This window comes from Streptomyces sp. NPDC057010 (assembly GCF_042673805.1).
GTDB lineage: Bacteria > Actinomycetota > Actinomycetes > Streptomycetales > Streptomycetaceae > Streptomyces.
Map to the genome: position 1 here is coordinate 41,276 of NZ_JBHUSC010000044.1, position 20,437 is coordinate 61,712.

17 protein-coding genes and 1 pseudogene are annotated in these 20,437 nt (G+C 72.6%); 5 read left to right on the forward strand and 13 right to left on the reverse strand.

Annotation, left to right across the window (positions count from 1 at the left end; all coding sequences use genetic code 11):
• Window positions 1-44 precede the first annotated feature (44 nt).
• The 3 genes from ACFTXQ_RS28255 to leuA all read right to left on the reverse strand — a co-directional run bounded on the left by ACFTXQ_RS28255 (window position 45) and on the right by leuA (window position 4,939).
• Complete coding sequence (locus ACFTXQ_RS28255) at window positions 45-1,631, reverse strand: nucleobase:cation symporter-2 family protein (RefSeq protein WP_382645711.1); 1,587 nt, start codon at window positions 1,629-1,631, stop codon at window positions 45-47.
• A 611-nt stretch (window positions 1,632-2,242) separates the two neighbouring features.
• Window positions 2,243-2,938, reverse strand: a complete 696-nt coding sequence (locus ACFTXQ_RS28260; RefSeq protein ID WP_382645714.1) for a TerB family tellurite resistance protein — start codon at window positions 2,936-2,938, stop codon at window positions 2,243-2,245.
• 237 nt (window positions 2,939-3,175) lie between these two features.
• Window positions 3,176-4,939, reverse strand: a complete 1,764-nt coding sequence (gene leuA, locus ACFTXQ_RS28265) for a 2-isopropylmalate synthase (protein WP_382645717.1) — start codon at window positions 4,937-4,939, stop codon at window positions 3,176-3,178.
• A 365-nt stretch (window positions 4,940-5,304) separates the two neighbouring features.
• Here leuA and ACFTXQ_RS28270 point away from each other — a divergent pair, with 365 nt between their 5' ends.
• Genes ACFTXQ_RS28270 through ACFTXQ_RS28280 form a run of 3 tightly spaced genes read left to right on the forward strand, consistent with a single transcriptional unit; the run spans window position 5,305 to window position 7,527 of the window.
• Entirely contained in the window at window positions 5,305-6,387 is a 1,083-nt protein-coding gene (locus tag ACFTXQ_RS28270; RefSeq protein WP_382645719.1) for a M4 family metallopeptidase, read from the forward strand.
• A 10-nt stretch (window positions 6,388-6,397) separates the two neighbouring features.
• The gene (locus ACFTXQ_RS28275) at window positions 6,398-6,667 is read left to right on the forward strand and encodes a protealysin inhibitor emfourin (RefSeq protein WP_382645722.1); all 270 of its coding nucleotides are present in this window, start codon (window positions 6,398-6,400) and stop codon (window positions 6,665-6,667) included.
• Window positions 6,668-6,723: 56 nt separating this feature from the next.
• Complete coding sequence (locus tag ACFTXQ_RS28280) at window positions 6,724-7,527, forward strand: GNAT family N-acetyltransferase (protein ID WP_382645725.1); 804 nt, start codon at window positions 6,724-6,726, stop codon at window positions 7,525-7,527.
• A 21-nt stretch (window positions 7,528-7,548) separates the two neighbouring features.
• Here ACFTXQ_RS28280 and era read toward each other — a convergent pair whose 3' ends face one another.
• The 4 genes and pseudogenes from era to ACFTXQ_RS28300 all read right to left on the reverse strand — a co-directional run bounded on the left by era (window position 7,549) and on the right by ACFTXQ_RS28300 (window position 11,855).
• Window positions 7,549-8,499: a GTPase Era gene (era, locus tag ACFTXQ_RS28285; RefSeq protein ID WP_382645758.1), complete on the reverse strand. Its 951-nt coding sequence runs from the start codon at window positions 8,497-8,499 to the stop codon at window positions 7,549-7,551.
• A 492-nt stretch (window positions 8,500-8,991) separates the two neighbouring features.
• Window positions 8,992-9,414: pseudogene (locus tag ACFTXQ_RS28290) on the reverse strand (WxL protein peptidoglycan domain-containing protein); the annotation flags it as partial.
• A 2-nt stretch (window positions 9,415-9,416) separates the two neighbouring features.
• Window positions 9,417-10,757, reverse strand: a complete 1,341-nt coding sequence (locus tag ACFTXQ_RS28295) for a beta-xylosidase (RefSeq protein WP_382645728.1) — start codon at window positions 10,755-10,757, stop codon at window positions 9,417-9,419.
• Window positions 10,758-10,820: 63 nt separating this feature from the next.
• A complete protein-coding gene (locus ACFTXQ_RS28300) occupies window positions 10,821-11,855 on the reverse strand; it encodes a GlxA family transcriptional regulator (RefSeq protein WP_382645731.1) in 1,035 nt (344 codons plus the stop codon).
• Between the two features lie 71 nt (window positions 11,856-11,926).
• Here ACFTXQ_RS28300 and ACFTXQ_RS28305 point away from each other — a divergent pair, with 71 nt between their 5' ends.
• Window positions 11,927-13,243, forward strand: coding sequence for an MFS transporter (locus tag ACFTXQ_RS28305; protein ID WP_382645734.1), 1,317 nt, complete (start codon window positions 11,927-11,929; stop codon window positions 13,241-13,243).
• A gap of 262 nt (window positions 13,244-13,505) precedes the next feature.
• Here the strand turns inward: ACFTXQ_RS28305 and ACFTXQ_RS28310 are convergent, their stop codons facing one another.
• The 6 genes from ACFTXQ_RS28310 to ACFTXQ_RS28335 all read right to left on the reverse strand — a co-directional run bounded on the left by ACFTXQ_RS28310 (window position 13,506) and on the right by ACFTXQ_RS28335 (window position 18,525).
• Complete coding sequence (locus tag ACFTXQ_RS28310) at window positions 13,506-13,862, reverse strand: cytidine deaminase (protein WP_382645736.1); 357 nt, start codon at window positions 13,860-13,862, stop codon at window positions 13,506-13,508.
• Window positions 13,863-14,076: 214 nt separating this feature from the next.
• Window positions 14,077-14,439 carry an MmcQ/YjbR family DNA-binding protein gene (locus ACFTXQ_RS28315; RefSeq protein ID WP_382645739.1) on the reverse strand — a complete coding sequence of 121 codons (363 nt, stop codon included), beginning with the start codon at window positions 14,437-14,439 and terminating at the stop codon, window positions 14,077-14,079.
• Entirely contained in the window at window positions 14,436-15,743 is a 1,308-nt protein-coding gene (locus tag ACFTXQ_RS28320; protein WP_382645742.1) for a hemolysin family protein, read from the reverse strand. The genes ACFTXQ_RS28315 and ACFTXQ_RS28320 overlap by 4 nt, the downstream gene beginning before the upstream one ends.
• Window positions 15,740-16,237: an rRNA maturation RNase YbeY gene (gene ybeY, locus ACFTXQ_RS28325; RefSeq protein ID WP_382645744.1), complete on the reverse strand. Its 498-nt coding sequence runs from the start codon at window positions 16,235-16,237 to the stop codon at window positions 15,740-15,742. The genes ACFTXQ_RS28320 and ybeY overlap by 4 nt, the downstream gene beginning before the upstream one ends.
• A 13-nt stretch (window positions 16,238-16,250) precedes the next feature.
• Window positions 16,251-17,294, reverse strand: coding sequence for a PhoH family protein (locus ACFTXQ_RS28330; protein ID WP_382645747.1), 1,044 nt, complete (start codon window positions 17,292-17,294; stop codon window positions 16,251-16,253).
• 133 nt (window positions 17,295-17,427) lie between these two features.
• Window positions 17,428-18,525 (reverse strand): carbohydrate kinase family protein, encoded by a 1,098-nt coding sequence (locus ACFTXQ_RS28335; RefSeq protein WP_382645750.1) that lies wholly within the window; start codon window positions 18,523-18,525, stop codon window positions 17,428-17,430.
• Between the two features lie 204 nt (window positions 18,526-18,729).
• Between ACFTXQ_RS28335 and ACFTXQ_RS28340 the strand changes: the two genes are divergently transcribed.
• Complete coding sequence (locus ACFTXQ_RS28340; protein WP_382645753.1) at window positions 18,730-20,061, forward strand: MFS transporter; 1,332 nt, start codon at window positions 18,730-18,732, stop codon at window positions 20,059-20,061.
• The last annotated feature ends 376 nt before the right edge of the window (window positions 20,062-20,437 follow it).

Below are 20,437 nucleotides of genomic sequence, written 5' to 3' on the forward strand. Positions count from 1 at the left end.
CCCGGACACCGGTCCGGACGGAGGGCCGTCACCCCTTGGGAGGCTCAGGAGGCGGGCGTCGCCGCTTCGTCCGAGTCGGTCTTCTCGGCGCCGGCCGTCGCGGCGACCGCGACACCGACCGCGGCCTCGGCCACCGTCTCGGCGTCGCCGTCGCGCTCCGCCTCGGTCTCCGCGGACGCCTCGGCGGCTTCGGACGCCGCCTCGGGCGCCGCGTCGGCCTCGGCCGGGGCCGCCGCCTGGGCGGGCAGCTCGACCTGGGGCGCGCCGTGCGCGTCGTCCTTGGCGAGACCGTTGAAGATCAGGTTCAGCACGATCGCGGCCGTGGCTCCGAGCGTCACACCGCTGTTGAGGAGCGAGGAGAGGTCCGCGTCCATGTGGTCCTTGAAGAGCACCGGGACGGTGGCCGGCAGCAGCGCGAAGGCCAGGGAGACGCCCACGACCAGCGCGTTCTTCTCCTCCTTCAGGTCGACCTTGGCCAGGGTCTGGATACCGGCCAGGGCCACCATCGCGAACATCACGGTCGCGGCGCCGCCGAGGACCCCGTGGGGAACCGCGGCGACGATCGCGGCGGCCTTCGGGATCAGCCCGAGGACGATCATGAACACGCCCGCGGCGACCACGACGAAGCGGCTCTTGACCTTGGTCATGCGGACCAGGCCGACGTTCTCCGCGAAGGCCACGTACGGGAAGGAGTTCAGGACGCCGCCGAGGGCGGTCGCGGCGCCGTCGGCCCGCAGGGCGCGGGCCACGGTCTCGCTGTCGATGTCCTTGCCGACGATGTCGCCGACGGCGTAGGTGTCACCGGTGGTCTCCACCATGGTGATCAGCATGACGATGAGCATCAGCACGATCGGGAACCACTCGAACTTCGGGGCTCCGTAGTGGAAGGGGGTGGTGATGCCGACCCAGTCCGACTTGGTGACGTCGCCGAACTTGGCGTCGCCGAGCAGGAAGGCCACGGCGGTCCCGCCGACCAGGCCCAGCAGGATGGAGATGCTGGAGAGGAACGGCTTGCCGAGCTTCATCAGGACGAGGATGAAGAGCATCGTGCCGCCGGCGTAGGCGAAGTTCTTCGGGTCGCCGAAGTCGGGCGTGCCGAGGCCGCCCGCGGCGTCGTTCAGGCCGACGGGGATCAGCACGATGCCGAGGACCGTGATCACCGTGCCGGTGACGACCGGCGGGAACAGCCTCATGACCGTACGGAAGGCCTTGGGGGGCAGCCAGGCGAAGGCAAAGGTGGCGATACCGGCCGTGATGACCGCACCGTAGATGACGAGCAGGCCCGCCGTCCCGCCGCCGGCCCCGAGCCCGATGGCGATCATCGGGGACACCGCGGTGAAGGTCACGCCCTGGATCAGCGGCAGACGCGCACCGATCCGGCCGATGCCCCACGCCTGGATGATCGAGGCGATACCGCAGGTGAACAGGTCGGCGTTGATCAGGTAGACCAACTGCTCGGTGCTGAGGCCGAGGGCGCCGCCGACGATGATCGGAACGATCACCGCGCCGGCGTAGAAGGCGAGTACGTGCTGGAAGCCGTACAGCGCAAGCTTGGGGAGGGGGAGCACCTCGTCGACCGGATGGGTGCTCTGCTCTCCACTGGTGGAAAGCCGGGCGGCGACACGTGCCATCTCTGCCTTGCCCTTCAAAGAGGTAGGTAACTGAGAGGAGATCTGGTTATCCCCGGGCGGAGTGGGTCGCTATCCCGTTGATCCGCCGGGGTTGTCAGTACGTTCACGCTTATGTGATTCGAAGCCGCTCTGTGTTAACGGCGTCGTTTTGGCGTGTGACCGGAATTGAACGCCTGTGGGGGGCTTCACAGATATCGTCGACTGCTACAAATTGTTGACCCTCGCGACAGCCCGATCTGTAGGTTTCTCCAGTGGTGCCGCACCATCCTGAGGTGTACGCACAGAGCCCCTCGGAAGCGGCCGATCCGGCTGCGCGTCCGCGAAGTACATAGGCTCTGACCTGCGAAGATGATGCTCACCCTCGTTCGGATCAGCGAAGTCGAAGGGCCCGCTCCGGGCGTCCACCTGATGGACTGATCATGTGTGGACGGTGTGGTTCCGGCGTTCACAGGACGTTCACGAGACCCGAAAAAGACCCTGCGAGGCCGGATCGTTACCTCCCACCCGGCCACTTTCGGACGGATCTGCTCCGCTCAGCGGGACCCGGCGTCCGGCACGGCAAAACGCCCGAGCCCCAGGGGGCTCGGGCGTCACCGTGCGGGAACGGCCGGCTACGGCGCGCGCACCGCCGACAGCAGCCTGGCCACGTCGTCCGCGTCGATCCGCAGCGCCGCTCCGACGGTGGAGAGCACCTCGCGCTCGGCCGGGATGTACGGGCCGTCCGCGAGCGCGATACGGGCCCCCTGGAGCAGCACCGACTCCCGGCCCGGACCCGCCAGGTGCGGAGCCAGCGGCTCCAGGGCCTCGTGGAGCTCTATCGACAGCGCGGCCCCGCAGCACTCCGGTACGTCGTACAGCCCGAGCCGCCCCTCCTCGCTGGCCAGCGCCTCCACGAGGGACTCCAGCTGCTCCTCGGTGCAGTCCTGGAACCCCGCGGCCCGTACGGCCTGCACGGCGGCCTCCAGCGCGCTGCGCGAGGCCGTCCCGCCCGCCGTGAGCACGGCCAGTGCCACGGTGTGCACGGCGTCGCGCAGCATCGCGGTGAAGCGGGTGGTGGTCAGGTGGTCCAGGACGTCGGTGGCGAAGCGCTCCCGGCAGGCCTGGCACTCGACCACGGGCCCGGCGCTCCCGCGCGGCAGCAGCGGCACGCCGAGGACGGTGAAGCGGCGGCGTCCGGTACGCCTGCGGTAGTTGCGGTCTCCACCGCAGGCTGGGCAGAAGAACTCCCCGTCGCCCACGGTGCTCCAGGTGGTACGGATGCCCCAGACCGTCAGCTTCCGGCCGTCCCCACCCCGAACTGGCAGCACGTCGCACCTCCGTAACGCCCCCGTGCCCTCTGGGCACGGGAAGGGACCCCACGGCAACATCGCCGGGTTGGCGTGATGTTAGCCACATCGGTGAGGATGCGTCAGTCGTGTGACAAGACAACATCGGGCGCGGCCGGGACTTGGCCGAAGTGCGCCCCCGCCCTCCCCTTGGGGTTTCCGGGAACGACGGAACCCCGCCCCTCTCCGCAGGGAGGGACGGGGTTCACGTACGAGGGGTCAGCGGCCCGCGCGGTTGACGGCGGAGATGACCGCCTTCAGGGAGGCACGGGTGGTGTTGGCGTCGATGCCGATGCCCCACAGGACCCGGCCGTCGATCGCGCACTCGATGTACGAGGCGGCCACGGCGGAGGCGCCCTCGCTCATCGTGTGCTCGGTGTAGTCCAGCAGACGGGCGTCGACGCCGATGCCGGCCAGCGCGTCGAAGAAGGCCGAGATCGGACCGTTGCCGGTGCCGTTCAGGACCGTCTCCACGCCGTCCACGACCGCCTCGACGGTCAGCGTGTCCGTGCCGTCCTTGTCGGTGGCCGTCGAACCGGAGCGCAGCTGGATGCGGCCCCACGGGTTCTCGGGGTTGGGCAGGTACTCGTCCGAGAAGACGTCCCAGATCGCCTTCGGCGTGACCTCGCCGCCCTCGGCGTCGGTCTTGGCCTGGATGATCCGCGAGAACTCGATCTGCATGCGGCGCGGCAGGTCCAGCTTGTGGTCGTTCTTCAGGACGTACGCGATGCCGCCCTTGCCGGACTGCGAGTTGACCCGGATGACCGCCTCGTAGGAGCGGCCGACGTCCTTCGGGTCGATCGGCAGGTACGGAACCGCCCACTCGATCTCGTCGACGGTCTTGCCCTGGGCGGCCGCGTCGGCCTCCATGGCGTCGAAGCCCTTCTTGATGGCGTCCTGGTGGGAGCCGGAGAAGGCCGTGTAGACCAGGTCGCCCGCGTAGGGGTGGCGCGGGTGGACCTCCATCTGGTTGCAGTACTCGCTGGTGCGGCGGATCTCGTCGATCTGGGAGAAGTCGATCTGCGGGTCGATGCCCTGCGAGAACAGGTTCATGCCCAGCGTGATCAGGTCGACGTTGCCGGTGCGCTCGCCCTGCCCGAACAGGCAGCCCTCGATGCGGTCGGCGCCGGCCATCAGGGCCAGCTCGGCGGCGGCGACGGCGGTGCCGCGGTCGTTGTGGGGGTGCACGGAGATGCAGACGAACTCGCGGCGGGTCAGGTTGCGGGCCATCCACTCGAAGCGGTCCGCGTGGGTGGAGGGCGTCGAGCGCTCCACGGTGGCGGGCAGGTTCAGGATGATCTCGCGGCCCTCGGCCGGCTGCCAGACGTCGCAGACGGCCTCGCAGACCTCCAGGGCGAAGTCCAGCTCGGTGTCGGTGAAGATCTCCGGGCTGTACTGGTAGCCGAAGACGGTCTCGGGGCCCAGCAGCTTCTCGGCGTACTCCATGACCAGGCGGGTGCCGTCGACGGCGATCTGCTTGATCTGCTCCTTGGAGCCGCGGAAGACGACCCGGCGGAAGGTCGGGGCGGTCGCGTTGTACAGGTGCACGGTGGCGCGCTTGGCGCCGATCAGCGACTCGACGGTCCGCTCGATCAGGTCCTCGCGGGCCTGGGTCAGCACGGAGATGGTGACGTCGTCCGGAATCGCGCCCTCTTCGATGATGGAGCGTACGAAGGCGAAGTCGGTCTCACCGGAGGAGGGGAAGCCGACCTCGATCTCCTTGTAGCCCATGCGCACCAGCAGGTCGAACATCTCGCGCTTGCGGGCGGGGGTCATCGGGTCGATCAGCGACTGGTTGCCGTCGCGCAGGTCGGTGGACAGCCAGCGGGGAGCCTTGGTGACGCGGGCGTCCGGCCAGGTGCGGTCGGGGAGGTCCACCTGCTCGTACTGGCCGTACTTGTGGATGGGCATCCCGGAGGGCTTCTGGGAGTGGGTCGCGTTCGTGATGGGCGTGGGGCGACCGACAAAAGTGTGCTGGCTCATGGCGTTGGGCTCCTCGCGTGTCCGCGTGTAGTTCGCTGGGACGGCCGACGACGGTCGCAAAACCGCAACACCAAACTCCGCGGGGAGGGGGTCGGCCTACGACTACAGACCCTCGCCGCGGCAGCTAAGGAGAAGCAGCCCGAAACGCATGATGGGCCGAGCCTAGCCGAGCCGCGCCGTAAAGCGAGGACCTGTTTCAGTATGCAAGACCCGCCTGTCCGATTTGTACCGAATGTGAGCTACGCCTCCTTCGATCCGGGTAGGTCCGGCTGTTCCGTCAACCTCGCGTCGCCGCTTTCGGACAACCGAATGAATCATGGTTGCAGGTAGTGACACCGGCATGACCCACTGCCACATTGCCGGGCATGGATGCCACCCACAGCCACCGCCACCCCGTCTTCTGCACCGTCGTGCCGCCCCACCTGCTCGACAAGGCCGCCCTCTCCGGCGACTCCCGGCGCGCCGACCTCGCACAGCGCACCCTCGAACGCGACTCCCTCCTGCGCACCCGGCGCCGGGTCACCGCCGTCCGCGGCATCGCGGCCACCCTCGCGGCGCCCGCCCCGGACGCCTCCGACGATCCGCGCCGGACCGTTTACGACGCCCAGCACCGCACGCGCCTGCCCGGGAGGAAGGTGCGCGGGGAGGGCGACGAGCCGAGCAAGGACGCCACCGTCAACCGTGCGTACGCCGGGCTCGGGGCCACGTACGACCTGTTCCTGAAGGGCTTCGGCCGGCGGTCGATCGACGACTCAGGGCTCGCCCTGGACGCGAGCGTCCATTACGGCGAGGACTACAACAACGCCTTCTGGGACGGGCAGCAGATGGTCTTCGGCGACGGGGACGGGGACCTCTTCCTCGACTTCACCGTGTCCGTGGACGTCATCGGCCACGAGCTGACCCACGGGGTCACCCAGTACACGGCGAACCTGAACTACCACGGACAGTCCGGCGCGCTGAACGAGTCGATGTCGGACGTCTTCGGCTCGCTGATCAAGCAGTACTCGCTGGAGCAGACCGCGGACCAGGCCGACTGGCTGATCGGGGCCGGGCTGCTCGGCCCCAACGTCACCGGGGTCGCCCTGCGGTCGATGAAGGCGCCGGGGACGGCGTACGACGACGACGAGCTCGGCAAGGACCCGCAGCCGGCGAGCATGGACGACTACGTGGACACCTCGCGCGACAACGGCGGGGTGCACATCAACTCCGGCATCCCCAACCACGCCTTCTACGTGGTGGCGACCGAGCTGGGCGGCAAGGCCTGGGAGCGGGCCGGGCAGATCTGGTACGACACCCTGACGGGCGGGGAGCTGGCCTCCAACGCCGACTTCGCGGACTTCGCCCGGCTGTCCACGGCCGCCGCCGTGGCCCGGTACGGGGACGGGGGCGCCGAACACCTGGCCCTCCAGAAGGCGTGGTCGACGGTGGGCGTCCCGCTGGCGGGGTAGAAGGGCACGCATGCGGATTCAGGTGGTACGGACGGGCGGTTTCGCGGGCATCGAGCGCCGGGCCGAGGTGGACACCTCGGGCCGGCCGGACGAGGCCGAATGGCAGGCCCTGGCCCGGCTGGCGCTGCGGCCCGGTCCGCCGGGCCCTGGGGCGGACCGGGTGCGGGACGGGTTCTCGTACCGGATCACGGTGGACGGGCGGACGGTGGCCTGCCAGGAGCCGAACCTGTCGGAGGCCCAGCGGGCGCTCATCTCGCGCATCCTGAAGGAAGGCGCCTGAGCGACAGCACCGGAAAAGTGCGTGCCCGAGCAGCGCCGTTTTGCTTGGATGCCCGGATGACTACGATCTTGGACAGGCTGGAGCGGTACTACGACACGGTGCCGCGGGTGGGCGGTGCGCGCGCCGAGGACTTCGGGCCGCTGACCCTCTTCGTCCAGGAGGGCACGGGCTGGCAGTACTACGCGCGGCCCGCGCTCGGCGGCGCCCCCGACGCGACGGCGGCCGATGTGGAGCGGGTCCTGGCCCGGCAGCGGGAGCTGAAGGTCCCCGAATCCTTCGAGTGGGTGGCCGAAACCAGCCCCTCGCTCCGGGCCGCGGTGGAGGCGGCCGGGCTCCAGGTCCACGCGCACCCGCTGATGGTGCTGGACCCCGGAGCGGTACGGCTCCCCGCGCATCCGGAGGTGCGCCTGCTCGGGGCGGACGATCCGCTGCTGACGGCGGCGGTGTCGGTCCCGGCCCTGGCCTTCGCGTCCCCGGGGACGGCCGTCGGCGCGGCCGGCCCGGCGGAGCTGGCGGCGAAGACGGCCGAGCCGTCCGCGGAGGAGGGCAGGGCCCGGGTGTCCGGGAAGCTCGCGTCGGGCACCACCGCCATGGCGGCCGCCGTGCGCGACGGCGTGGTGCTGTGCGCGGGCCAGTACAACCCGGTCGGGGACGTCGCCGAGGTGGTGGGCGTGGGCACCCTCCCGTCGGCCCGCCGCCAGGGCCTGGCCCTCGGGGTCACGGCGGCCCTGGTCGCCGACGCCCTCGCGCGCGGCGCCCGTACGGTCTTCCTGTCGGCGGGCGACGAGGACGTGGCCCGCATCTACGCCCGGGCCGGATTCCGCCGCGTGGCGACGGCGCTGATCGCGGAAGCGGCCTGAGCACGCGTACGGAGGAGGGGATCAGAAGCCGAGCTTGCGCAGCTGCTTGGGGTCGCGCTGCCAGTCCTTGGCGACCTTCACGTGCAGGTCGAGGAAGACCGGGGTCCCGAGCAGCGCCTCGATGTGCTTGCGCGACTTCATCCCGACCTCCTTCAGGCGGGCGCCCTTCGGGCCGATGATGATGCCCTTCTGGCTGGGCCGCTCGATGTACACGTTGGCGTGGATGTCGAGCAGCGGCCGGTCGGCCGGGCGGTTCTCGCGGGGGATCATCTCCTCGACGACCACGGCGATGGAGTGCGGGAGCTCGTCCCGTACGCCCTCCAGCGCGGCCTCGCGGATCAGTTCCGCGACCATGACCATCTCGGGCTCGTCGGTGAGGTCGCCCTCCGGGTACAGCGGCGGGCTCTCCGGCAGCAGCGGCGCGATCAGGTCGGCCAGCAGCTGGACCTGGTTGTCGCCGACCGCGGAGACGGGGACGATCTCGGCCCACTCGAAGCCGAGCTCCGCGCCGAGCTGTTGGACGGCGAGGAGCTGCTCGGCCAGCTGCTTGGACTCGACCAGGTCGGTCTTGGTGATGATGGCGATCTTGGGGGTCTTCTTGATCCCCGCGAGCTCCTTGGCGATGAACTTGTCGCCGGGGCCGAGCTTCTGGTCGGCCGGCAGGCAGAAGCCGATGACGTCGACCTCGGCCCAGGTGGTCCGCACGACGTCGTTGAGGCGCTCGCCGAGCAGCGTGCGCGGCTTGTGGAGGCCGGGCGTGTCGACGAGGACGAGCTGGGCGTCGGGGCGGTGCACGATGCCGCGGACGGTGTGGCGGGTGGTCTGCGGCCGGTTGGAGGTGATCGCGACCTTGGTGCCCACGAGTGCGTTGGTGAGGGTCGACTTCCCCGCGTTGGGGCGGCCGACGAAGCAGGCGAAGCCCGCACGGTGCGGGGCGGTGGACTCGGGGGAACGATCGCTCATACGGGCCATTCTCCCCGATGCCACTCCCAGCGCCGACCAGGCCATGGCCGCGAGGGCCGACCCGCCCGCGAGGAGGGGTGCGAGCCGGGGGTGCGCGGCGTAGGCGGCACGGCCCTGAGCTGTGGTTCCGTCGGCTCGGGCGGTGAGGGTCAGCTCCGCCCATTCCGTGGACGAAGGCCCCTCCCAGGCGGCCTTGAGCCGGGCTTCCTGACCCGGCAGCAGCTCGGCGGGGAGCCCGGTGAGCTCACCGCCGCCGGGCAGGGCGCGACCGAGTGCGCCGGTGGCGCCGAGGGTGGCGCGGGGGCGGAGGGTGACGTTGCCGATGTTGTGGAGCGTGTACGAGACCTCGGCGCCGGTGGCGGTGACGTCCCGTACGGCGAGAGCGGGGGCGGTGGGGCCGGTCACCCGCAGGTACACGCGGGCGGCGACGGCCTGCCGGACGCCGATGCCCCGGGGCGTGGCGGGCTCCCCCGCGTCCTCCAGGGCCACGATGGCGCCGGGGTGGTCGCCGGGCTCCGCCCGGTCGGGAACGGTGAGGCCGAAGCCGACGCTGACCGATGCCCGGGCCGGTACGGTCACCCGCTCGCGGTCGAGCCTCGCCCAGGCGGCGGTGGCCCGGCGGGGCTCCTCGGGGCCGCGGACGGCGAAGCCGCCGTCGCGGGCGGTGTTGTAGGCGTCGGCGGCGTAGAGGCGGAAGGTGCGGGGGCGGTCGGTGCGGTTGGCGATGGTGACGGAGTCGGTGACGCTCTGGCCGGGGCCGGCCGCGAGGTAGAAGTACGGCCGCTGCCCGACGCCATTGGCGGCGGGCAGCACGGACCACTCCCCGTTGTCCGCCGCCGCGGCGCTCCCGGCCACCGCGCACCACGACGCGGTGAGCGCGGCCCCCACGACAGGCAGCCAGACGCGCAGCCGCGCCCGGAACATGGTCACGACAGGGTCAGTGTCAGGACCGCCGTGTACGAACCCGGCGGCGTGTACGGCGGCACCCGGAGGGTGACGGCGGCGTCCACGGTGAACGTGCCGCCGGCGGGCCCCGCGTCCGGTGTGGAGGCCAGCACCGCCCCCTCCGCGCCCACCACCCCCGCGCTCCCGGCCGTGCACGCGCCGGGGCTGCCCGCCGCGGCCACGCACACCGGCGTCCACGACAGCGCCCCCGCCGGGATCCGCACCCCGCCCGGCCCCGTGAAGTCGCTGACCTTGCCGGTCAGGGTCCATCCCGCCGGCCCGCCGCGCGCGTCCTTCACCGTGACGGTCCCGATCCGGCCGGGCGCGGCGCCGCCGTCGCCGTAGGGGACCGCCCCCAGCGCGATGTCCTCGCCCGTCTGGGTCATGGCCAGCGCGCCCGGCTCCACGGTCGCGGTGACCTTCTGCGTGCCCGGCGGCGGCGGCGCGGCGTCGACGACCGTGTACGCGGCCGGGCCCGAGCCCCGCCCCGCCGACCAGGCCGTGCCCTCGTACGCGACCACCGCGGTGGTGGCCTTGTCGGTGACGGGCAGTTCCGCCAGGACCACGCCCAGCGGGTCCGCGGTCGCGGCGACCCGGTCCGCGGTCCCGGCGGCGCCCGCCCGGCCGGCCACCGTCACCGTGGCGCCCGGGGTGAATCCGGCGGCGGTGACCTTGACCTTGGCGCCCGGTTTCCCATAGGCCGTCCCGAGCGCGACGCTGCGCAGGTTGGCCGTCGGCAGCGGGGTCGCGGTCAGTCGCTCGGCGACGGGGGTTCCGGTGGCCGCGCAGGTGGTGTCCAGGTCCACCGGGTGGCCGGTGTGCAGGGTGTAGCCGCCGGGGGCCAGGGTGATCCCGCCGGGCGCGGTGACGGTGAAGGTGCCGGTCATGGTGACGGCCGGGAGGACCGCGCCCGCCTCGACGGGATCGTTGCGCCGGGCGCCGACGACGGTGACCTCGCCGCTCTGCGCGCCCGCCAGCAGGACGCGCCCGGTCGGGGTCAGCACGTCGGCGGGGAGTTCGCCGCCGACGGGGTTCACGGCGGGGGTCCTGATCACCTGGTAGGTGACGGTGACGGTGTCGCCGACCCGCGGGGCCGGGTCGTCGACGGTGATCCGGGCGGTGGTCGGGCCGTCGGCGGGCGGGAGTCCGGCCTCCTGGGGCGGCAGGCAGTGCGTCGGGAAGGTCACCTGGCCCGCCAGCCGGTCCGGGGGCGTGTCCCCGTCGGCGGCGGCCGGTGCGCTCAGCGCGCCCCCGGACGCGGCCGCGAGCACCGCCACGCCGACGGCTGCCGACCATCTCCTGCTGCGCGCCCCTGTTCGCACTGCCCGCCCCCTGGGTTCCGTCCCGCCGACAGGGGGCCATTCACGAGCGGGCGGCGGGAGAAGTCAATGCACGGGCCCGGCATCAACTGATGGCCCATCAGGAGATGGCAGGGTGGCCGGGCTGCCGGTGCCCGCCGCCGCCTTGAAGGTGCGGCGGTAGGCGGTCGGGCTGACGCCCAGCGCCGCCTGCACGTGCTTGCGCAGCGACTGGGCCGTCCCGAAACCGCTCTCCCGGGCCACCTGTTCCATCGGCAGGTCCGTCCGTTCCAGCAACTGCCGGGCCCGCTCCACCCGCTGGCCCGTGATCCACTCCCCCGGGCTGACCCCCGACTCCTCGCGGAACCGGCGCGTGAAGGTCCGTACGGACATGGCCTCCTGCCGGGCCAGGTCGCTCAGGCGCAGCGGCTCGTGCAGCCGGTCCAGCACCCACGCGCGGGCCGCCGTGGTGCTGGCGAGCTGCGGCTGGGGCACCGGGCGCTCGATGAACTGCGCCTGCCCGCCCTCCCGGTGCGGCGGTACGACGGTCCGGCGGGCCACCTCGTTGGCGACGCCCGCGCCGTGGTCGCGGCGCAGGATGTGCAGGCACAGGTCGATGCCGGCGGCGACGCCGGCGGAGGTCAGCACGTCCCCGTCGTCGGTGTAGAGCACGCCCGCGTCGACCCGTACGGACGGGAAGAGCCCCTGGAAGTGCTCGGCGTAGGCCCAGTGCGTGGTGGCCCGGTGGCCGTCCAGGTATCCGGCCGCGGCCAGCAGGTAGCCGCCCGTGCAGATGGAGACCAGCCGGGTGCCGGGCCGGATGTGCCCGAGGGCCGCCGCGAGCTCGGCGGTCAGGGTTCCGTGCTCGTGGACCGGGCCCAGCTCGTGCGAGGCCGGCACCACCACGGTGTCGGCCGTGGCCAGCAGCTCCGGGCCGTGCTCGACGTGGACCGCGAAGTCGGCGTCCGTGCGCACCGGCCCGGGGGCGAGCCCGCAGGTGAGGATCTCGTACAGCGGCCGGCCGGCCGGGTCCTTGGCGAGGCCGAAGATCCGGTGCGGGATGCCGAGCTCGAAGGGGAGCAGGCCGGTGAGGGCGAGGACGACGACCCGGTGCGGTTCCATGGCCCGATCATATCGAAGCATGACAGTCAGGCCACTGTTCGTAGGGGGCCCGCCGGCCGGAAGCTGTCCCCGTGACCCAGACAGCACCCCCCACCGGCGCCGCCGGCACTGCCACCCCGGTGGCCCCCCGCAGGGCGGGCCGCATCCACCGCGCGTGGTTCGCCGCGGCCGTCGCGTTCGTGACGATCATCGGAGCCGCCGCCTTCGCCTCCCTCCCCGGGCTGCTCATCGATCCGCTGCACGAGGAGTTCGACTGGTCGCGCGGCACCATCGGCTTCGCGGTCTCCGTCAATCTCGCGCTCTACGGGCTCACCGCCCCCTTCGCCGCCGCGCTGATGGACCGCTTCGGCATCCGGAAGGTCGTCGCGGTCGCCCTGACCGTCATCGCCGGCGGGTCGGCGGCCACGGTGTGGATGACCGCCTCCTGGCAGCTGGTGCTGTTCTGGGGCGTGCTGGTGGGCCTCGGCAGCGGCTCCATGGCGCTGGCCTTCGCGGCGACGGTCACCAACCGCTGGTTCACCGCGCGGCGCGGGCTGGTCACGGGCATCCTGACCGCCGCGGGCGCCTCCGGGCAGCTGATCTTCCTGCCGCTGCTGTCCTGGCTGGTGGAGCACCACGGCTGGCGGCCGGCCTCGATCACGGTGTCCCTCGCCGCCCTGGCCGTGGTCCCCTTCGTGTGGCTGCTGCTGCGCGACCACCCGGCGGACGTGGGCCTCGCCCCGTACGGGGGCACGTACGAGCCCAAGCCCGCGCCGGTGCAGGGCGCGGCGCGGCGGGCCGTGACCGTCCTGTTCAAGGCGGCCAGGACCGGACCGTTCTGGCTGCTGGCGGGCACCTTCGCGATCTGCGGGGCCTCGACCAACGGCCTCGTCAGGACCCACTTCGTGCCGGCCGCCCACGACCACGGCATGCCGGTGACGGCGGCGGCGGGGCTGCTGGCGGTGGTCGGCGTGTTCGACGTGGTCGGCACCATCGCCTCGGGCTGGTTCACGGACCGCTTCGACGCGCGGCGCCTGCTGGCCGTGTACTACGCGCTGCGCGGGATCTCGCTGCTCTTCCTGCCGATGCTGCTGGCGCCGTCGGTGCAGCCGCCGCTGATCTTCTTCATCGTCTTCTACGGCCTGGACTGGGTGGCGACCGTCCCGCCGACCATTGCGCTGTGCCGCGAGCAGTACGGAGACGACAGCGCGATCGTCTTCGGCTGGGTGCTGGCTTCGCACCAGGTCGGGGCGGCGGTGGTGGCGTTCCTGGGCGGGCTGGCGCGGGATGCCTTCGGGTCGTACGACCTGGTCTGGTACGCGTCGGGCGGCCTGTGCGCGCTGGCCGCCCTGATGGCGATGATCATCCGCCGCACCCGCCCCGCGCCCGCCGCTGCGCTGGCCGGCTGAGCGGGCGCGCAGCCACCGGCTCCGCCCACGCCCGGCCCGTCGCCCTGCCGGGCGAGCGCACACAGCCGCCCCAGCACCTCGGCCGGCGGGTGCCGCTGCGCGGAGCCGTCCCCTACCCGCCCTTCCACCGTTCCCTGGGGCTCCGCCCCAGACCCCGACGGGCGTTTGAGGGGCGCGGGCGGCGGGCAAATCCAGCCCCTCCGGCGTTTGAGGAGCGGGGTCCGGGGCGGAGCCCCGGTCCTGGGGCTCCGCCCCGCCGGGGTCAGGGGCCGGCCGGGGTCGTTGACTTCAGGGTGCCGTCCGGGGCCGCCAGGAAGAGGGGGGTGTCGGGGCCGCCCAGGTCCCGGACGGCCGCGCGGTCGGCCTCGGCCGGGGCATCGGCGGCGCTGACGACCGCGGCGGCCTCCAGCGACCGCGCCCCGCTCGCCACCGCCATCGCGACCGCGGTCTGGAGCGCGCTCAGCTTCAGGGAGTCGAGCTCCACCGTCCCGGCGACATACGTGCGGCCCGTCTCGTCCCGCACCGCCGCCCCCTCGGGCACCTCGTTGCGGGCCCGGGCGCTGCGCGCCAGCGTGATGATCTTGCTGTCCTCGGGGTCGATCCCGGTGGTGTCGGTCATGGGCGAAAGCATATGGAGCGTCTCGGCGGAGCCGTGCAACGACCCCGCCGAGACGCCCTCCCCTCCCTCCCCCGTTCCCGCCCCCCGTTCCCCCGGAGCGGGACTCGGGACAAACCTAAGCGCGGTGTAAGAGGCTCCCGTGCCCCAAAGGTCCCTGTTCGGGATGACCTTGGTCCCTGCTTCGCCGGCCCCCCGCCCCGCAGGGGCACGCACGTCACGGCCGGTCGAGCCGCAACCGCTCCGCGCGCGGCAGCCCCGCCACCACCAGGTCGTACGAGTCCTCCACCAGCTCCCGGACCATCGCGTCCGGCAGACCCTCCGGCCCGCCCACGGTCACGGTGTTCCAGTGCCGCTTGTTCATGTGGTAGCCGGGCACGATCGCCGCGTGCTCCTCCCGCAGCCGAACCGCCAGCTCCGGCTCGCACTTGAGGTTGACCTTCAGCGGCTCCGCGTCCAGCGCCGAGAGCGCGAACACCTTCCCCAGCACCTTGAACACCGAGGTCTGCGGGGTGAAGGGGAATTCCTCCACCGCCGCGTTGAAGCCCAGGCAGAACTCCCGCAGTTGCTCCGGGGTCACTCGCCCTCCTCCCCCGCGGCCTCCGCCACGGGCACCGGCTCCACCAGCACCGTCACGATCTTGTTCCGCCGGCCCGCCGGGGACTCGGCCGTCAGCCGCAGCGGACGCCCGTCGGGCAGTTCCACCACCCCCGAGGCGCCCGCGATCGGCACCCGCCCCAGGGCCTTGGCCAGCAGTCCGCCGACGGTCTCCACGTCCTCGTCGTCGAAGGCCTCGACCTTGAACAGCTCACCGAGGTCGGTGATGTCCAGGCGCGCGGTGACCCGGTAGCGGTCCTCGCCGAGGTCCTCGACCGGCGGCAGCTCCCGGTCGTACTCGTCGGTGATCTCGCCGACGATCTCCTCCAGGATGTCCTCGATGGTGACGATGCCGGCGGTGCCGCCGTACTCGTCGATGACGACCGCCACGTGGTTGCGCACCTGCTGCATCTCGCGCAGCAGATCGCCCGCGTTCTTCGTGTCGGGCACGAAGACGGCCGGACGCATCGCCGTGGAGACCAGGTCGGCCTCCGTCTCCCGGCTGATGTGGGTCTTGCGGACCAGGTCCTTCAGGTAGACGATCCCGACGATGTCGTCCTCGTTCTCCCCGGTCACCGGGATGCGGGAGAAGCCGGACCGCAGGGCGAGCGTCGTCGCCTGACGGATCGTCTTGTACCGCTCGATGCAGACCAGGTCGGTGCGCGGCACCATCACCTCGCGCACGAGGGTGTCGCCCAGCTCGAAGACCTGGTGCACCATCCGGCGCTCGTCGTCCTCGATCAGCGATTCCTTCTCGGCGAGGTCCACCATCGCGCGCAGCTCGGCCTCGGAGGCGAACGGCCCCTTGCGGAAACCCTTCCCGGGCGTGAGCGCGTTGCCGATGAGGATCAGCAGCTGCGGGATCGGCCCCATCACCCGGGCGAGCGGCACGAGGACGTACGCGGCCGCCGTCGCGGTGTTCAGCGGGTGCTGGCGGCCGATCGTGCGCGGGGAGACCCCGACGGCCACGAAGGAGACCAGCACCATCACGGCGATGGCCACGAGCAGCGCGGTCCAGTTCTCGCCGAACTCGTCGAGGCAGACGTAGGTGACGAGGACGCCCGCCGCCATCTCGCAGGTGACGCGGACCAGCAGGGCCACGTTGAGGTAGCGGGTGGGATCGCCGGCCACCTGCGCGAGCTTCGCGCTGCCGCGCCGGCCCTCCCGTACGGCCTGCTCGGCGCGGAAGCCGGAGATCCGGGCGATCCCGGACTCGGCGCACGCCGCGAACCAGGCCACCACCACCAGCAGGACGGCCCCGGTGATCAGCTGAGGTGCGCTGGTCACGAGACGGTCGGGGCCGGGGACGGGCCGGTCATGCCGCGCTCGGCGCGCCAGCCGTCGACGATGGCCGCCTGGAGGCCGAACATCTCGGCCTTCTCGTCCGGCTCCTCGTGGTCGTACCCGAGCAGGTGCAGCACCCCGTGGACGGTCAGGAGCTGGAGCTCCTCGTCCATGGAGTGCTGCGTCGGGGCTTCCTCACCCTGCTTCTTGGCGACCTCGGGGCACAGCACGATGTCGCCGAGGAGCCCCTGCGGGGGCTCCTCGTCGTCCTTCGCCGGCGGACGGAGCTCGTCCATCGGGAAGGACATGACGTCGGTGGGTCCGGGCAGGTCCATCCACTGGATGTGGAGCTGCTCCATCGCGTCCTCGTCGATGACGATCACGGAGAGCTCTGACAGCGGGTGGATCCGCATCCGGGTGAGCGCGTAGCGGGCGATGTCGAGGATCGCCTGCTCGTCGACATCGGTTCCGGACTCGTTGTTGACGTCGATCGACATGGTGAGCTGGGTTCTACTTCCGCTGGTAGCCGTTCGCGGCCTGCCGGCCGTCGTCGTACTTCTCGTACGCGTCGACGATACGGCCGACCAGCTTGTGCCGGACGACATCCTCGGACGTGAGCCGCGAGAAGTGGATGTCCGGCACCCCGTCCAGGATCTGCTGGACCTCGCGCAGACCGCTCTTGGCTCCGCCCGGCAGGTCGATCTGCGTGATGTCGCCGGTGACGACGATCTTCGAGTCGAAGCCGAGCCGGGTCAGGAACATCTTCATCTGCTCGGCGGTGGTGTTCTGCGCCTCGTCGAGGACGACGAACGCGTCGTTCAGGGTGCGACCGCGCATGTAGGCGAGGGGGGCCACCTCGATGGTCCCGGCGGCCATGAGCCGCGGGATCGAATCCGGGTCGAGCATGTCGTGCAGCGCGTCGTAGAGCGGGCGCAGGTACGGGTCGATCTTGTCGAAGAGGGTGCCCGGCAGGAAGCCGAGCCGCTCCCCCGCCTCGACGGCGGGCCGGGTCAGGATGATCCGGCTGACCTGCTTGGACTGGAGGGCCTGGACCGCCTTGGCCATGGCGAGGTAGGTCTTTCCGGTACCGGCGGGGCCGATGCCGAAGACGATCGTGTTCTTGTCGATCGCGTCGACGTACCGCTTCTGGTTGAGGGTCTTGGGCCGGATGGTGCGGCCGCGGCTGGAGAGGATGTTCTGGGTGAGCACCTCGGCGGGCGTCTCCTCCGGCCCGCTCCCGTTGCCGTTGCCGCTCGCCTTGAGCATGGCGATCGAGCGTTCCACTGCGTCCTCCGTCATCGGCTGCCCGGTGCGGAGCACCAGCATCATCTCGTCGAACAGGCGTTGGATCAGCGCGACTTCCGCCGCGTCGCCGATCGCGCTCACCTGATTGCCCCGAACATGGATGTCGGCCTTCGGGAAGGCCTTCTCGATCACGCGCAACAGGGCGTCACCGGATCCGAGCACCGTCACCATCGGGTGCCTGGCCGGAACGGTGAAGTGGGCTCGCGCCTGCCCCGGCACTGGAATGTGGGCTGTGGGTGTCTGAGTCATGGGCCGGCACTGTGGCCTGCACATACCTCCCGCTGAGGGGCCGCGCCGATCGACGACCTCCGGATAACCAAGCCTACGTCGCCCGCGCGGCATCCCCGAGAGGTTTTCCCCCGCCGCCCCGCCCGGCCCAGGGCTACGCGGAGTGGCGGAAGCCGATCGTCGGGACCGCCCTGCGGCGGGCCGCCGGGGTGTGGGCCCGCGGGACCAGGTCGTCCAGGAAGCCGTACCGGCCGCGCAGGGCCTCGGGGGCGGTCTGCCACCAGTGGGCCACCTCCGGCCAGCCCGGGGCCGACAGGGAGCCGCCGAACTCCTGGACCGACAGGGCCGCCGTCAGCCCGGCGAAGGCCAGCCGGTCGGCGAGGGGCCAGCCCGCCAGGGTGCCGGTGACGAAGCCCGCCACGTAGACGTCCCCCGCCCCGGTCGGGTCCAGCTCGTCCACCGCGATCCCCGGGACGTGGGCCGTCTCGCCGGTGCGCCCGTCCACCGCGTACGAGCCCTCCGCGCCCATCGTCACCACGGCGATCGGCACCTTCTCCGCCAGCGCCCGGGCCGCCGCGCGCGGACAGTCGGTCCGCGTGTACCGCATGGCCTCGCCCGCGTTCGGCAGGAAGGCCTCGCAGTGCTCCAGGTCGGCCAGGGCCCCCAGGTCCCACCGCCCGCTCTCGTCCCACCCGACGTCCGCGAAGACCCGCGAGCCGCGCCGGGCCGCCGCGCCGACCCACTCCTCGCCCCGGCCCGGCCCGAGCGAGGCCACGGCCGCGCGGGCGCGCGGCGGGCACTGCGGGAAGGGGCCGGGGCCCGCCGGCGGAGGGGCCTCGTGGCCGTGCGAGACCATCGTGCGCTCGCCCTCGTAGGCCATCGAGACGGTGACGGGGCTGTGCCAGCCGGGGATGGTCCGCGACATGGACAGGTCGATGCCCTCGCCCTGTTCCAGGGCGTCCCAGCAGTACTCGCCGTAGTGGTCGTCCCCGAAGGCCGCGGCCAGCGAGGTGCGCAGGCCCAGGCGGGAGAGGGCGGTGGCCATGTTGGCGACGCCGCCGGGGCTGGAGCCCATGCCGCGCGCCCAGGATTCCGTGCCGCGCACGGGCGCGGAGTCGAGGCCGGTGAAGATGATGTCGAGGAAGACCGTCCCGGTCAGGAAGACGTCGCAGCCCGGTTCCTGGGGGTCCCGCAGCGGACCGAGTGGGTCCACGGCTGCGGAGCGGCTGTCGATGCTGTCCCGACTGGTCACGGTGTACTCCCCGTTGCTCTTGAAGGGTCGTTTCTGCAAGACGGTTTTCCGCGGAAAGCTGGCAGCCTTGCCCGCGGGGACGAGGGCCAAAACACAGTGTGGCGCAGATCACCTCCGGAATGCCCTTTTCCGCCCCTCCGGCCGCTTGATAGACATGGGCCCCGCTCTCTCCGGCGGCGCCACCACGCACCTCCTGGAACGCCCGTGCACGACCGCACTTCCGCGCCGCTTTCCGCGCATGCCGCCGCCTGGCCCCTGGTGGCCCTTTTCACGGCGGGCTACGTCGCCCCCTACCTGCTGCCGACCGTCGTCGGACGGCTGGACACCGCTCTCCCGCTGAGCCCCGCGCAGGCCGGCCTGATCGGCTCGGTGCTGCTGCTCGGCTCGGCCGCGGCCGGTTTCACGCTCGCCTCCCGCATCCCCCGCCACGGGCCGCGCCCGCTGGCCCGGCTCGGGCTGCTGCTCGCCGTCGCCGGCTACGGCACGGCCGCCGCGACCCCGCTGCTGCCGCTGGTCGTCGCGGGCGCGGTGGTCGGCGGCTTCGGCTCCGGCACCGCGACGGCCGTGGCCGCCGCGGGGATCGCCGGGCAGCGCGACCCGCACCGCGCCTCCGCCCTGGGGCTGCTGTCGGTCTCGGCCACGGCGGGTGCGCTGTACCTGACGCTGCCCAGGCTCGGGGGCGGGCACGGGCTGCCGTTCGCTGCGATCGCGCTGGTCGCGGCGGCGGTCTGGCCGGCGACCGCCCGCCTCGGCGGCCCGGCCGGCGGAGCCGTCACCGGGCTCCCGGCTGGGCGGCTGCCGTACCCGCGCGCCGGTGTGGTGCTGGCGGGGGGCCTGATGCTGTGGTCCCTGGCCCAGAACGCGCTGTGGGGGGTCAGCGGCCGGATCGGCGCCCAGCAGGCGGGCCTGTCGGAGGTCACCCTCGGCGTGGTCTTCGCGGCGGCGCTCGGCGCGGGCCTGCTCGGGGTCACGGCCGCCTCCGCCCTCGGTGCCCGCCTGGGCCGGGCCGTCCCGATCGGGGCGGGCACGGCGCTGATCGCGGGCTGCGTGGTGGTGTCGTCCTCGGCGCACGGCCTCGCCGGCTTCGCGGCGGGGGAGATCCTGTGGAACGCGCTCTACCCGGTGGTCCTCTCGTACGCCATCGGGCTCGCGGCGGCCCTGGACCCGCGGGGGCGCTGGGCGGTGCTCGCCGGCTCGGCGTCCTCGCTGGGCGTGGCCTGCGGGCCCGTCGCCGGGAGCGTGCTCGCCGAGACCGCGGGCTTCGGCGGCATGGGCCTGGTCCTCGCCGGGCTGCTGCTGGCCGTGGCGGGGCCGATGGCCGCCGTGGCGCTGCACGCCGGTGGGCGTCCGCTGACGGCCGGGTCCGTCCGGCGCCGCGGGGGTGCCCCGGCGGCCGTCCTCGCCGCCGGCGCGGGCGCCCCGACGGGTGCGGTCCCCCGCGTCGGCGCCCCCGAACTCCCGGTCACGGAAATCCCCCTCCGCCGCCCGCTCCGCCGCGTCTTCCTCCCCTCCCCCCGCTCCCGCGCCCGCCTCTAGCCCCCGCTGCGCGGAGCCGTCCCCTACCCGCCCTTCCACCGTTCCCCGGGCTCCGCCCCAGACCCCGCTCCTCAAACGCCGGAGGGGCTGGATCTTGCCCGGCGTGCCTGGACACGTGCGGGTCAAAGATCGGGGCTCCGCCCCGTACCCCGCTCCTCAATCGCCGGAGGGGCTGGATTTTGCCCGGCGATCTGCGCAGGTGCGGCTCAAAGACCGGGGCTCCGCCCCGGACCCCGCGCCTCAAACGCCGGCGAGGCTGGATTGTGCCCGGCGCGGCTGGATTTTGCCCGGCGCGGTTGGAGTTTGCCGGGCGGGGCTGAATGTGTGCCCGGCCGGGACTGGATGTGCCGGTCGGGGTCGGGGACGGGGTGGGGTG